Below are 13,045 nucleotides of genomic sequence, written 5' to 3'. Positions count from 1 at the left end.
GTTGTTGGGGGAGTGTTCTTAGGCGTTGCGGCGGTCGCGGAGGATGCGGCCTTCGCTGAGGACGAGCTGGAAGGTGCTCTTGTCCTGCAGGGCGGTGATGTCGGCCAGCGGATCGCGGGAGAGGACCACGAGGTCGGCGAGCTTGCCTTCGGTGATGGTGCCGAGGTCCTGATCCATGCCGATCAGTTCGGCGTTGGTGCGGGTGCTTGCCTCGAGGGCGCCCAGCGCCCCGAGAACCCGGGCCTTGAGTTCGAGCTCGTAGGTCTTGTAGCCCTGGTGGGGTCCGAGGACGTCTGAACCGGAGGCGATTTTGACGCCCCGGTCTTTGAGGATTTCGAGTGCCTCGTAGGCGGTCCCGAGAACCTTCTTGACCATCGTGACCTGGTCTTCGGGCATGCCGCCGGCCAGTCCGTCACGAAGCAGCAGCTCGTAGGTGGCGACCGTCGGAACGGCAAAGGTACCCGATTCGCGCATCGCGTCGGCCGCTTCTTCGTCTACGCCGTTGCCGTGTTCGATGCTGCGGATGCCCGCTGCAACGCAGGCCAGGATGGACTGCGGGGTGTAGGCGTGGGCCATGACGTATTTTTCCTGAGCCCGTGCCTCGTAGACGATGGCCCGCATTTCCTCGTCGGTGAACTGGGTGTGGTCCACGCTGTCGGTCGGGGAGGTGCAGCCGCCGCTGGCCATGATCTTGATCTGGTCCGCTCCGCGGCGTAGGACTTCACGGGCTGCCCGGCGGCAGGCGTCCGGGCCGTCGGCGACCATGCCTGGGTGGTAGATCCCGTCGGCCTGGCGGTAGTCGTCTTCTTCGCGGGTGCGGAAGTCGCTGTGCCCGCCGGTCTGGCTGAGCGGGGCGATGGCCAGGTGCATCCTGGGCCCTTCGGCGCTGCCTTCCAGGACAGCCTGCTTGAAGCCGTAGTCGGTGAAGCCTGCGTCGCGGATGGTGGTGATGCCGTAGTCCAAGCATTCGCTCAGAGCCCGGAAGCCGCGGGCGGCGTTCACCGCGGTCGGCAGGAGGTGGACCTTGTTCAGGTAGTCACCGGCGGAAATGTGGGTGTGGGCATCGATCAGGCCCGGCATCACGGTCATGCCGGTGCAGTCGATGACGTTGGCGTCGGTGCTCTGGATTGCGGTGCGGGAGATGCGGGAGATCCGGGAACCATCAACGCGGATGAAGGCGTTTTCGATGGGGTCGGTTCCATCGGCGGTGATGACCGTGGCATTGGCCAGGATAAGTGAAGTTGACATTGTCGGTCGCTTTCAGGCTTTTTGTCGGATTGTTGACTAAAGCCTATGACCGGGGTCACTTCTGGACTATGGACGGGAGGTCAGTGTTCTTCGCCGCTGATTCAACTGCCGTTCAAGTCCTGTTTGAACGCTGGTCTATTTCCGGTCCTGCTGGTCGGAAGGATTTGCCCCTGCCGGGACGTCGATGTCGGGGCGCTGGCGGGTCCTGTCCTCGCAACGGATCCGGATACTGATCGGCCGGTCGCCGAACAGCACTGAAAAGTCGGTGGCTATGGCAGCGTCGGTTTCCTTGGTCCAGCCGGAAATGGAGTCCCCGCCGTCCAGGAGGGGCATCATTCCGGCGATGAGGGACTTGCGTTCCGGCGCGGTCAGCCATCCTTGGTACGCCTCCTGCGAAGGCCACACGGAAACGACGGCAACGGTATTGGCGTTCTCCGCGGGGTGGGCCAGTTCGCCGATCTGCAGCCCATAGGGCACGGCGGCGCCGATGACGTCGTTGTCGCGGTAGTACGAGACGAGTGCCCCGAGTGAGCCCGGGGCAGGGCGGAGGAGCAGGTATGTGCGGAGCATGTGTCTTCTTTCGGGTTTCAGGTCTACTGGGCGTGATGCCATTTCGGCGCCCTCAGGAGTTTGAGAGCTTCCAAGGACAGTTGGATGGTCAGGCGGTCTTTGCCTGACTCGAGATCCAAGCCGGTGGCATCCTCGAATTTTCGGAGCCGGTAATACAGCGTGCCTCGGTGAATGTGGAGGCTGTCGGCAATCAGGTCGGGTTTGCGACCGTGGTCCAGGTAATGGTCCACAGTTTCCAGGAGTTCACTGTCGGGACCAAGGGAAGCGATGGTGTCAGGAACTGTGTCGGCGAGGACGTCGGGGTCCTGGAGGGAAAGGATCTTGATCGGGGTCAGGTCGGACCAGCGTGTGGTGCCACGCCCGTTTGCCGTCGCCGTCCGCAGAGCCCCCAGGGCTTGTCGGTAGGAGCGAGGCAAATGCCGCGGGTCCTCGACCGGGTTGCCTGCGCCCACCACGAGCGTAGGACAGCAGGGGGCGAGATCTGCAAGGATCGCCGGGTCGACATCCGCGTCGCCCGCCAGAAGGAACGCATGATGGTCCTCGAATTTGCACTCGATGCTGAGCGCCCCCGGATTTCGTGCCCTCCCGGGACGAGCGGCTGCAGTCTTGGTCTCATGGGGCCCAGTACCGGACGTCGACTCGACAGATGTACCGACGGCGATGACCCACGCCTGGACGCGGGTGCCCAGCTGGTCACACAGTTCCTTGACGGCCACGGTCTGGTCGGCCCCAAGGCTCGTTAGGGCACGGCGCAGTCGATCCTTCGCCAGACGCGCTGACTCCTCGGAGTCCAGCATGATGCGGCCGATGTCCGAAGCCTGCCCGGCCACCGATTCGAGTGTTGCGGGCTCGCACGTGGCGTCCGGATCGAGGATGGACAGGTACCCGAGAATCAGTCCGCCGGAGTGAACCGGAACAACCCAGCGGGACATCGCCTCCTTGTCGGGAATTCCGGGAACGAATGTCGGCTCCAGGGAACTTCCGACTCCCGCTTTCCGGAACCAGCGCACCACCCATTCTTCGGTGCCGCGGCTCAGCAGCGACTTGGACCGCACGGCATCGATGATGAGCCCGGAATGCGGGCTGAAAACGATGGAATCAAGGTCCGGAGTTGTCAGGGAGACGGGAAGGCCCACTTGGCGGGCGATCTCGTTGACCCGTCGTTGCAGGTCATCAAACACGATGCATCACAGGCCAATCCTTGTCTTAGGCCGTCTGCAAAGTGGCTGCTGAAGGCTTCTCGGTCAAGAGCCGGGCGAGGGCATCGTCTTTATGGGCGTCCAGCAGCTTCATGAGTAGTTCTGTCTTGCCGTCTTTCAGCGCCTCGGCGATGTGACGGTGTTCAGCCACGCGGACCGATTCGTCCAGGTAGCGGCCTTCGAGCCGGTTCAGGCACATGCGGGTTTCGGTCAGGAGTGTTCCATGCATGCGGGACAGGCGGGGGCTCGCCGCCATGGCGACCAGCCGTTCGTGGAAGGCCACGTCGGCCTCAGACATTGCCTCCGAGTTGCTTTTCGCCCGGGCCGCTTCCATGTCGTCGACTTTGACGAGGAGCTCCGCGCCGGCGCTTGAGTGGTCTCCCTCAACGAGCAGACCCGCGGCGGCTTTCTCGACTGCTGTGCGTGCCTCGTAGATGTCACGGATGTCCGCCTCGCCAAATTCCGCGACGAAGACACCCCTGTTGCGGATGCTGACCAGCAGGCCTTCCTGGGTCAGTCGCTGGATTGCTTCGCGGATGGGACCGCGGCTGACACCAAGCGCGCCGGCGATGTCCATTTCGACCAGCTGAGCACCCGGGGCCATGGAGCCTTTGCTGATGAGGCTGCGGAGCTGCGCGGCAATGAGCGCCGGGGTGGACTCCTGGCTAATGGGCTGGAAGCCCTCGGTGCGTTTCATGTGTTCCTCATGTATCGAATGATCGGATGATTGTCAACAATCATACTTCTTCCGACCGATACAGGCTAGAGGCAATTCACCTATTGTTGACAATCCTACGTTTTGTGGATCAGACTCTTGTTACCCACGTCACCGTCAGCTCTGGTGCCCACAGAAGTGCCCAAGAGCGGCTACCCACTACTTCAGGAGTTACATGTCCAGTCCTGCGCGCTATTCCGTGCTCAGTCGCAAACCCATCGACGAAGTCGGAGAGGAGGACGGACATGGCTCCGGACTCAAGAAGTCCCTGGGTCTTTGGCAGCTCACCGCCATCGGCGTTGGCGGCATCATCGGCGTCGGCATCTTCACCCTCGCCGGTGTTGTGGCCCGCGGTGATGCCGTCAACCCTGCAGTGGGCCCGGCCGTTGTCATATCCTTCCTGATCGCAGGACTTGCCAGCGCCGCCGCCGCACTGTCCTACGCCGAATTCGCCGGCATGATTCCGCGCGCCGGATCCGCATACACCTACGGGTACGTCGCACTGGGCGAAATCGTCGGCTGGTTCATCGGCTGGGACCTCCTGCTTGAATACACCGCGATCGTCTCCGTCGTCGCGATCGGAATCTCGGGGTACTTCTCGGCCTTCCTGGGTGGCATCGGCATCGAACTGCCAGCAGCCCTCGCCTACGCCCATACCCCCGAAACACCCGACGGGATCATCAACCTCCCCGCGATCCTGACCTGTCTGCTGGTTACCTGGATCCTCAGCCGCGGCTCCAAGAGCTTCGGGCGCTTTGAACTGGTCGCCGTCGGCCTGAAGATTCTCGTCGTGCTGGCAATCATCGGCATCGGCATCTTCCACATCCACACCGAAAACTTCGTCCCCTTCATGCCCAATGGCTTCGAACCGGCCATGGCCGGGGCAGCCACCGTGTTCTTCGCCGTCTTCGGCTACGACGCCATGAGCACCGCCGCCGAAGAAGCCGTCGATGGCAAGAAGCACATGCCCAAGGCCATCCTGCTCTCCCTGGCCATCGCCATGGCCCTGTATGTTCTGGCGACGTTGGTGCTGACCGGCATGCAGAAGTACACCGAAATCAACCCGCAGAGCGCCTTCGCTTCAGCGTTTGACTCGGTCGGCATGCCCACCATCGCCACCATCATTTCGGCCTTCGCTGTTGTCTCCATCCTCACTGTCATGCTCACGTTCATGCTCGGCGTCACCCGCGTCTGGTTCTCCATGAGCCGCGACGGCCTGCTCCCGGCTTGGTTCGCCAAGACCGACCGCAAGCGCGGTGTACCGCTGCGCGTGACCTGGATCGCCGGCATCGCCTCGGCTTTGCTCGCCGGCGTGTTCCCCATCCGCCTGGTCGCCGACCTGACCAACATCGGCATCCTCGCCGCATTCGTCGTCGTATGTGCCGCCGTCATCGTCCTGCGCAAGACCCGCCCGGACACACCCCGGACCTTCCGTATTCCCTTCATGCCAGTCGTCCCGATCTTCGGACTCCTCGCCTCCGGTTTCCTGATGCTTCAGCTCCACTGGGACACCTGGGTCCGCTTTGGCGGGTGGCTCATCATCGGCCTTATCGTCTACTGGTTCTACGGACGCAAGAACTCCATGCTCAACCCCAACAGCCCCCGCCGGCTGGCCCTCCGTGAACGGCAAGAAGTTGGCTGAGAACCTGCAGGAACTCAGGCCACGCGGCGCAGCGCGAATGATGCGGCGCGAAGACAGGGTCGCCGGCACTGGCAGCCACTGTCCCACTTCCGGAATCTGGGAATCAACCCAGGACCCGGCGGAACGCATCACGCTTCAACGCGGTGACCTGATGCCGCCACTGAACGGTGCCGCCGTTCAGTGGCGGTTCCTGCCCCAGCCCACCGCCTTCCAAACCCAACGCAGAAGAAGGTACACCCATGACTGAACAGTCCTCACCCACGATTGGCTCCAGCCGCGTTAAGCGGGGCATGGCGGAGATGCTCAAGGGCGGCGTCATCATGGACGTCGTTAACGTCGAGCAGGCCCGCATCGCTGAGGATGCCGGTGCTGTCGCTGTCATGGCGCTCGAGCGTGTCCCGGCCGATATCCGCGCCCAGGGTGGCGTGTCCCGTATGTCCGATCCGGACATGATCGATGCGATCATCGCTGCCGTGTCCATTCCGGTCATGGCCAAGGCCCGCATCGGCCACTTCGTCGAAGCCCAGGTCCTGCAGTCCCTCGGTGTGGACTACATTGACGAGTCCGAGGTCCTGACCCCGGCCGATTACATCAACCACATCGACAAGTGGAACTTCACGGTTCCCTTCGTCTGTGGCGCCACCAACCTCGGTGAGGCTTTGCGCCGCATCAACGAGGGCGCGGCGATGATCCGGTCCAAGGGTGAAGCCGGCACCGGCGATGTTTCCAACGCCACCGGGCACATGCGCAAGATCCGCTCGGAGGTCGCCAAGCTCGCCGCCCTGCCCGAGGATGAGCTGTACGTTGCGGCCAAGGAGTTGCAGGCCCCGTACGAGCTGGTCAAGGAAGTTGCCGCGACCGGCAAGCTTCCCGTGGTGTTGTTCACTGCCGGTGGCATTGCTACCCCGGCTGATGCTGCGATGATGATGCAGCTCGGCGCTGACGGCGTATTCGTTGGTTCGGGTATCTTCAAGTCCGGCAACCCGGCAGAGCGTGCCGCCGCCGTCGTCAACGCCACTGCCTACCATGACGACCCTGATGTTATTGCCAAGGTCTCCCGCGGCCTCGGCGAAGCGATGGTCGGCATCAACGTCGACGAGATCCCGCAGCCCCACCGCCTCGCAGAACGCGGCTGGTAAGTCTCATGACCGACATCAAGTCGACCGATGTGTCGGTCGTGGAGCACCGCGGGTGCCGTTCCTCTGACGTGGCACCCGTCCTGCCTACGGTCATGCAAGCACCTTCTGACGCGCCCATGCGCTTGCACGACTGGGTTTTCCTTAATGCCGGGGATCGGGTCGTCGTGCAGCTTCCCGACGGACAGATCTTCGCGGGACTTATCGATGCGGTCGCCAACGATGCTTCGGTCTTCTGGCTTTGGAAGGACGGCGGCGGTGGCCGCACCGCCGTGTACGAGGAGGAGGGCTGCAAGGTCTGGAAGACGTCGAACTGGATAGGGATAACAGCTTGTGACTTCACCAAATGATTAGGTAGACTGGTCTACCTAGTCAGAATTGAGGATCCGATGACCAAGACGGCTGCCGGCAATACCGGCCAGAAGGAGCGGAAGCGTCCTGCCCGGGAGAAGCTGCTCGCGTCGGCATCCAAGTTGTTCTACGCCGACGGCTTGGCCTCCACAGGCATCGACGCCGTTACGGCTGATGCCGGGGTGGCGAAGATGAGCCTCTACAACAACTTCGCTTCCAAGTCCGAGCTGGTCACGGCCTACCTGAACGAGCGCCACCAGGAGTGGCTTGGTCTGTACCACCGCAGACTCCACCAAGCCGCCGAGTCGGCGGACCGTCTTCTTGCCGTCTTCGACGCTTACACCGACCACGCCCACCTCGAATACGAGCGTGGTTTCCGAGGCTGCGGGCTGCTGAACGCCGCAGCTGAGCTCCCGGTCGGGGATCCAGGCCGGGACATCGTGAAGCTGCATAAGGAAGAAGTTGAACGCCTCCTCGCAGGGCATCTGCAGGAGATCGCCCCCAGACGAACCGCCCTCAACGCGTCAACAGCCAAGCAGCTGTCCTTCCTCCTTGAAGGAGCCATGGCCCGTGCAGGTCTGGAGGGCAACGACACCTGCCTGACCGAAGCCCGCGGGATGGCCCGTGAGTTGGTATCGGCACTGTGAAGGCCAACAACTCGACCCGGTGGGCCGCCCCGGCTGTCATCACCACGGCAACGCTCTGGGGAACAACGGGGGTGGCCTCAGTCCTCATCCCGCAGGTAAACCCCATCGCTGTGGGCGCCGCAAGTGTCGGCATCGGCGGACTCATTCTGGGGCTGATCTCCCTCAAAGCCGTCCTGAAATCCTTCAAAACACCGGGAGCCACCCGTTACATCGTGCTTGGTGCCCTTGGCCTAATGCTGTACATGCCCCTGTTCTACGTTTCCGTATCCCTGACTGGGGCAGCCTTGGGAACCATTATTTCGATCGGCTCCGGCCCGCTCTTCGCCGGCATCCTGGAATGGATCGTTGACGGCAAGCGCGTTACCGCCGTCTGGACGGTGGCGATGCTCGTCACGGTGGCCGGGGCCGGACTCCTGTTGGCGGCCCGCGAAGACCACGGCTCCGGAGACGCAGCGGGCCTCATTCCCGGTGTTGTGGCCGGACTTGTCGCAGGAGTGACGTACGCCCTCTACGCCTTCGCCACTGGCAGGTTGATCCAACCCTGCGGGACGCGACCGGACGGCATGGCGCACCGGACCGTCGTTGCAGCCATTCAAGGCACCGCCGCCCTGCCTATGCTCGGACTGCTGGCTCTCACCGGCGAGGGTGCCTCCGGCGCACCTGTCTGGTCCATCCTGCTTTATCTGGCGGTTATTCCCACAGCATTGGGCCACACTCTGTTCGCCTTCGGCCTGGGCCGCATGAAAGCTTCCACAGCGACTCTTTACACCGTCCTCGAACCCGTGGTCGCCACCATCCTGGCCGTCCTGATCCTCCGGGAAACGTTCCGGCCCGAAGGGTGGATCGGATTTCCGCTGGTGATCGCGGGCCTGGTTTTGGTCAACGTCCGTCCAAAGCGCCGTCAAAAGACCGAGGCTAGACAGGAAGCCATACCCTTGGAACCAGCGACGACAGGACCGGTCCGATGACAACGACACCGCAGACAAGCAGCCCCCGGGTAGCGATAGTCACCGGCGCTACCTCCGGAATAGGCGAAGCCACATCCCGAGCCCTCCACGCGGAGGGTTATAGGGTGTTGCTGACGGGGCGGTCCCAAAGCAGGGGCGAAGCGCTTGCACGGGAGCTCGGATCCGGTGCTCGCTTCTACCCGGCAGACCTGACGGAATCCGATGCAGCTACCCATGTGACCGAAGCGGCCTTGGCCTTCGCCGGCAGGCTCGATGTCCTGGTCAACAATGCCGGCATCGACCACACTGGCGACATCCTCTCTACGCCCATGGAAGAGATCCGTGCGGTGTTCGAAACCAACACGTTTGGAACCATGGCGATGCTTCAGGCAGCGGGCACGGTCATGAAAATCCTCGGGGGAGGTTCCATTGTCAACGTCACCTCGCGCTTGGCCTCCATCGGGGTCCCGACGATGTCCGTGTACGCAGCATCCAAAGGCGCCGTCCTGGCCTTGACGAGATCCGCGGCGGTCGAACTCGCCCCACACAACATCCGGGTAAACGCCGTCGCGCCGGGCATGACCCGAACAGCCTTGTTCGACGAGTGGGTAGCCGCGCAACCCGACTCCGAAGCAGCCGCGCGCAGCGTGGCCGCAGGTATCCCATTGGGACGCGTAGCCAAGCCGGAGGACGTCGCGAACGCTGTCCTCTTCCTCGCTTCCGACCGAGCGGCGTATCTCACCGGCGCCTCCATACCCGTCGACGGCGGCTACACCGCGGCCTAAGACAACCACCGAAGCACCCGACGGCGGGACTGCCCGCCGTCCATGACCAAACAGGAGAAAACATCGTGATCGAATTTCCCGACTTTCAAAAAGTCGAGATCCGCGTAGGCGAAATCGTCAAGGCCGAAGAGTTCCCTGAAGCGCGCAAGCCCGCGTACAAGCTCTGGATCGACCTCGGCCCGGAAATCGGGGTTAAGCGCTCCAGCGCCCAGTTACCGGCCAATTATCAGTTGGAGGAGCTGCCCGGAACCCAAGTGATGTGCGTCGTCAACCTCCCGCCACGCCGCATCGGCCCCGTCATGTCCGAAGTACTCACCCTCGGCGTGCCCGACGCCGACGGTGAATGCGTTCTCGTCGTTCCGGACAAAGCCGTGCCCATCGGCGGTCAGCTCTACTAGACGCCGGCACCGGGCTTCTCTGGGACCGCGGATGTTGCTTTGCGCATCGTCTCATTCGTTGCGGATGGGCGAACAGCTTCTGGTTCTGACATACGCCCCGTTATCGGCATCCTGCGAGTTGGAGGATTACTCTGAGCCTCTCCGCACGCCACGGACTAGACGCTTTGGGCGCAGGCCGCGGACGAGTCATCACTTTCGGTCGCATGGACGGGGGTGACGGGGGAGCGTGCTCGGGGAAGCAGGGCCTTTGGGCTTCACCGAGCCCCGGGCGGGCGGGGCTTTGCAACGTTCTCGTGGTGGTGTCATGCGCGAGATCTTTTCTTGAGGCAACCTTGGCTTGAAAGGGTTGTGTGCATTGCCAGGGTCTTGATGGCCGTCGGTCGTCCCGGCGTGTGTAGAGCCGAGGTCAACTTTGCAGTGGAATGCTGCGCCCTACGACTTAACAAAAGAGGGCAGCGACGCAGTTGTGCTGCGTTGCTGCCCTCATTTCGAGAGAGATAAAGCTCTACGGTTGAACTTTGGATCCGTTGAGCAGATCGTCATTTATCCATTTTCGTACAAGGATAATGTCGATTACCACACTCACTGCCACGATAGCGAAGAATAGCCAAAGTGGCATTTGCCATAAGACTACTGTCAGCATGAGTAGAATGATAATTCCTGCTGTGATGTAGCCATAGGCGCGACGGCCGGTTGTTGCGCGGCGTGCTTCTGCGGCCTCGCGAATATAGTTCAACAATTTTTTCTCCAATTACTGGCAGTAGCCACCAGTGTAGCGGAATGCCATTACGCCGATCGGAGCAGGTGCAAGAAGTACGCACTCCCCGCGTGCGTTGGCCACCGCGGCTTGGGCCGCGACTTGAACGGCTGAGATGGCGCACGCTGCGTACCCGATTGGAAGTCCCGCAGCGATTTTGCCGCAGACCGACAGAACTCCAGCGGTAACCCTGGCGGTGCTGGTTTCGGCCTTGTTGAACCGAACAACCGGGAATGGTCCGTTCCAGCCGAACTGCGGATCTGCAACGATCGGATAGACGGACGTGGCCGAGGGTGAAACTTTTTGGATCAGGCGACCACCCTCAACGCTGTAGCTGGTCGCTACATCGTTTCCGTTAGCGTCCCTTGCCCACGGCGCTTCCACGTAGTTGACGACCCGACCCGTCGCATCCATGACAACAACGCTGCCTGTAGAGCCGACGCTCAGCTGCGCCGGAGTCCCGTTGACCTCGATATCGAAGCCGAAGGATCGGGCTGCCGAGGCGTCCTTGAGAACGGCGAACCCCGCTCCGGAGGCGCCTTCCCTGGCGGCGAATACGAAGGAAGTGGACGGAGCAACTGCAATCTCGGAGGAGCTTACGTCGCCCGCCTCTGTGAGACTCACATGCCCATCGGCACTCGCGCTGACGCTTACTTTGTCGCCTTTTGCGGATCCGATCGTCATGGATCCGTCGGGGACAACGAAATTTTTTGATCGGCGTCCACGGCTTGAGATGCATCCGTAAACGGTTGGGCGTCCAGCACGCTCTCCAAAGCAGACGGATCTGCATTAGAGGGTGCTGCTACCGCAGTCGCTGGAAGGGATGAAGAGAGAATAAGTGCCGCAGCAATCCCGGATGCCGCTAAGCCCTTACTGAATAAACGATGCATTGATTCCCCAATATAATTCCGACGTGACACGTGAGTACACGCGGTTAGTACTGCCCTCCTGTGAGAAGGCATGGAAGCAAGCATATACGAAACAAATGATGCGATTGTGCATTTATCAGCGAGTGGTTGTTGCCGCGGCGCAGATAAGGTTGGCCAGTAAGTGGTCCAGGTTGAAGAGCCTTTAGGATCATTCAAGTCAATCCGGCGGAATCCTTGCACAGTCGCTCAAATATTTCCAGTCAAATTGCATGATCAATCACTGGAGTCGTTGAATTGTATAGCAACTTGGCATCCTTGCAGATGGGCGTAGATATTTCCAGTCAACTGATTCCGCATACGAGTCGCTGAGCATTGGTTCCAGGATTCTCAGCTCCGAGCAATTAAGTGTTGTGGCTGATGTATCCGGTGCTCGATGTTGTGGGGCTGGCGGTCAACGGAAGATCCACCGTCAAGTCATACTGAGCTCGCCGGAGTGGCGGGCTCCCTTATTGCAGAGGTTCCGGACCTGACCTTCCAGTGTCGTCAGCACGTGAGTCATTTGGTTTCGGTCACGACCTCCCTGATACATGCGAAGAAGGAGGCGTCAAGCATGTATACCAGTTCGGAGGTGCATTCAGCTGGCGCAGAAGCGGTGTACCCGCGGAGTTTGGGCGCGTGTACTCAGACGCGACTGAGTGCTCGGCCGCGATACAAAGAAGAAAGATGTGTGGACATTGTCCGCACATCTCGCCCCGGACTGCCTCGGACGGCCGCCGGTTTGGCCCGGATTCCGCATGTTTCGGCCACTTCCTAGCGTTTGTGTGCCCGGGAATCACGTTCGAGTCCCACCTCGGGCACAGCCGACCCCCTCGTCAGAGGGGGTTTTTGCTTTAACGTGTGTACATTCTGGTTGGTCAGGTCCCTCTGACACGGGCCGCGGGGTGTGCCCGGCGCCGCGGGTCGCCTGTTTGGTTGTGGGGGAGCGGGTTCAGGGTCGTGGCTGGTTGGCCCTCCGCTTGCTCTGAACTGCGGCTACGAGGGTCCTCTCTTGGTTCGTCCGGTAGGTCGTTGTTGTCCTACACCTCTTCATATGTAGGACGGCTAAGCACAGCATGACTTCGAGATCCTGCGTCAAAGGGCTTGGCTTAGGCTCGTTCCCATAGCGAGAAGACCGGGCCAACGAACGCTTTGTCAGACCAAAGGGGTGTGGACATTGTCCACACTGAAGTCTGCTTTTGACTGGGCAGGTATGTTTCGGATTTCCTACTCACACACCTCCATTGCAAGCTCGCGCTTTCGTCGTCGTTGTGCGGTCGAAATGGCCGAGGTTCGCCGCCTGGTGAAGGCGCCATGCCAGCCATCCTCCCAAAGGTGACCTCCCCGGGTAGTGTTTGCCCTAGCCGACAAAGGGGTCACCATGAGCTACAAATATCGAACTGTCCGGGTGCGCGGTACCGAGCTCGTTGGAACAATTGCCAGGAAGCACGGGGCTGCGGCTGAGATCTACGAAACATCCAAGGACCTGAGCACATCCGTTGTTCCGGTGTTCTTCGAGGCAACGGGTGAGATCCGTTTCTTCGACAGGTCAGCGTTGGAGGACGTGGTGGCGCCAGCCAGTTGACCGCCCAGGCAGCACATAACAGCGCCGGCCATGGCGATCTGCCCGGTGGTGCGGGTCGTCAGGTTAGTGACTGGCCGCGCACGCAGAACGTGCCCGAAAGTAGAGGGGCTCTCGCCTGACGTCGGCACTAAGGCGCTTTTTGTCAGGGAGAACGGCTCGT

General features: G+C 61.6%; 14 protein-coding genes. 8 read left to right on the top strand and 6 right to left on the bottom strand.

Going from position 1 to position 13,045, the window contains the following annotated elements:
* Window positions 1-18: 18 nt before the first annotated feature.
* The 4 genes from GVL04_RS02410 to GVL04_RS02395 all read right to left on the bottom strand — a co-directional run bounded on the left by GVL04_RS02410 (window position 19) and on the right by GVL04_RS02395 (window position 3,714).
* Window positions 19-1,248 carry an amidohydrolase family protein gene (locus tag GVL04_RS02410; protein ID WP_159698944.1) on the bottom strand — a complete coding sequence of 410 codons (1,230 nt, stop codon included), beginning with the start codon at window positions 1,246-1,248 and terminating at the stop codon, window positions 19-21.
* A 135-nt stretch (window positions 1,249-1,383) separates the two neighbouring features.
* On the bottom strand, window positions 1,384-1,818 hold the full coding sequence (locus GVL04_RS02405; RefSeq protein WP_159698941.1) for an antibiotic biosynthesis monooxygenase: 435 nt from the start codon (window positions 1,816-1,818) through the stop codon (window positions 1,384-1,386).
* 23 nt (window positions 1,819-1,841) lie between these two features.
* Complete coding sequence (locus tag GVL04_RS02400) at window positions 1,842-2,999, bottom strand: CdaR family transcriptional regulator (RefSeq protein WP_159698938.1); 1,158 nt, start codon at window positions 2,997-2,999, stop codon at window positions 1,842-1,844.
* Between the two features lie 25 nt (window positions 3,000-3,024).
* Window positions 3,025-3,714 (bottom strand): GntR family transcriptional regulator, encoded by a 690-nt coding sequence (locus GVL04_RS02395; RefSeq protein WP_159698935.1) that lies wholly within the window; start codon window positions 3,712-3,714, stop codon window positions 3,025-3,027.
* A gap of 193 nt (window positions 3,715-3,907) precedes the next feature.
* On the opposite strand from GVL04_RS02395, the gene GVL04_RS02390 reads away from it, so the two are divergent.
* Window positions 3,908-5,374: an amino acid permease gene (locus tag GVL04_RS02390; RefSeq protein ID WP_159698932.1), complete on the top strand. Its 1,467-nt coding sequence runs from the start codon at window positions 3,908-3,910 to the stop codon at window positions 5,372-5,374.
* Window positions 5,375-5,477: 103 nt separating this feature from the next.
* Here the strand turns inward: GVL04_RS02390 and GVL04_RS02385 are convergent, their stop codons facing one another.
* Window positions 5,478-5,615: a hypothetical protein gene (locus GVL04_RS02385; protein ID WP_159698929.1), complete on the bottom strand. Its 138-nt coding sequence runs from the start codon at window positions 5,613-5,615 to the stop codon at window positions 5,478-5,480.
* Here GVL04_RS02385 and pdxS point away from each other — a divergent pair.
* The 6 genes from pdxS to GVL04_RS02355 all read left to right on the top strand — a co-directional run bounded on the left by pdxS (window position 5,614) and on the right by GVL04_RS02355 (window position 9,638).
* On the top strand, window positions 5,614-6,513 hold the full coding sequence (gene pdxS, locus GVL04_RS02380; RefSeq protein WP_159698926.1) for a pyridoxal 5'-phosphate synthase lyase subunit PdxS: 900 nt from the start codon (window positions 5,614-5,616) through the stop codon (window positions 6,511-6,513). The two genes, GVL04_RS02385 and pdxS, sit on opposite strands and share 2 nt — an antisense overlap.
* A 5-nt stretch (window positions 6,514-6,518) precedes the next feature.
* The gene (locus GVL04_RS02375; RefSeq protein WP_159698923.1) at window positions 6,519-6,860 is read left to right on the top strand and encodes a hypothetical protein; all 342 of its coding nucleotides are present in this window, start codon (window positions 6,519-6,521) and stop codon (window positions 6,858-6,860) included.
* 39 nt (window positions 6,861-6,899) lie between these two features.
* Window positions 6,900-7,508: a TetR/AcrR family transcriptional regulator gene (locus GVL04_RS02370; protein WP_159698920.1), complete on the top strand. Its 609-nt coding sequence runs from the start codon at window positions 6,900-6,902 to the stop codon at window positions 7,506-7,508.
* Window positions 7,505-8,476, top strand: coding sequence for a DMT family transporter (locus tag GVL04_RS02365; RefSeq protein ID WP_159698917.1), 972 nt, complete (start codon window positions 7,505-7,507; stop codon window positions 8,474-8,476). Before GVL04_RS02370 ends, GVL04_RS02365 begins: the two co-directional genes overlap by 4 nt.
* Complete coding sequence (locus GVL04_RS02360) at window positions 8,473-9,240, top strand: SDR family NAD(P)-dependent oxidoreductase (protein ID WP_159698914.1); 768 nt, start codon at window positions 8,473-8,475, stop codon at window positions 9,238-9,240. Before GVL04_RS02365 ends, GVL04_RS02360 begins: the two co-directional genes overlap by 4 nt.
* A 65-nt stretch (window positions 9,241-9,305) precedes the next feature.
* A complete protein-coding gene (locus GVL04_RS02355; protein ID WP_200846719.1) occupies window positions 9,306-9,638 on the top strand; it encodes a tRNA-binding protein in 333 nt (110 codons plus the stop codon).
* Between the two features lie 751 nt (window positions 9,639-10,389).
* Here GVL04_RS02355 and GVL04_RS02350 read toward each other — a convergent pair.
* Window positions 10,390-11,079 (bottom strand): hypothetical protein, encoded by a 690-nt coding sequence (locus GVL04_RS02350; RefSeq protein WP_159698911.1) that lies wholly within the window; start codon window positions 11,077-11,079, stop codon window positions 10,390-10,392.
* Window positions 11,080-12,681: 1,602 nt separating this feature from the next.
* On the opposite strand from GVL04_RS02350, the gene GVL04_RS02345 reads away from it, so the two are divergent.
* Complete coding sequence (locus tag GVL04_RS02345) at window positions 12,682-12,885, top strand: hypothetical protein (RefSeq protein WP_159698908.1); 204 nt, start codon at window positions 12,682-12,684, stop codon at window positions 12,883-12,885.
* The last annotated feature ends 160 nt before the right edge of the window (window positions 12,886-13,045 follow it).

The organism is Arthrobacter sp. 18067 (assembly GCF_902706295.1).
Taxonomy (GTDB): domain Bacteria; phylum Actinomycetota; class Actinomycetes; order Actinomycetales; family Micrococcaceae; genus Arthrobacter.
Note: the sequence above shows the minus strand (reverse complement) of the source record. Positions and strands in the feature narration are given on the sequence as shown.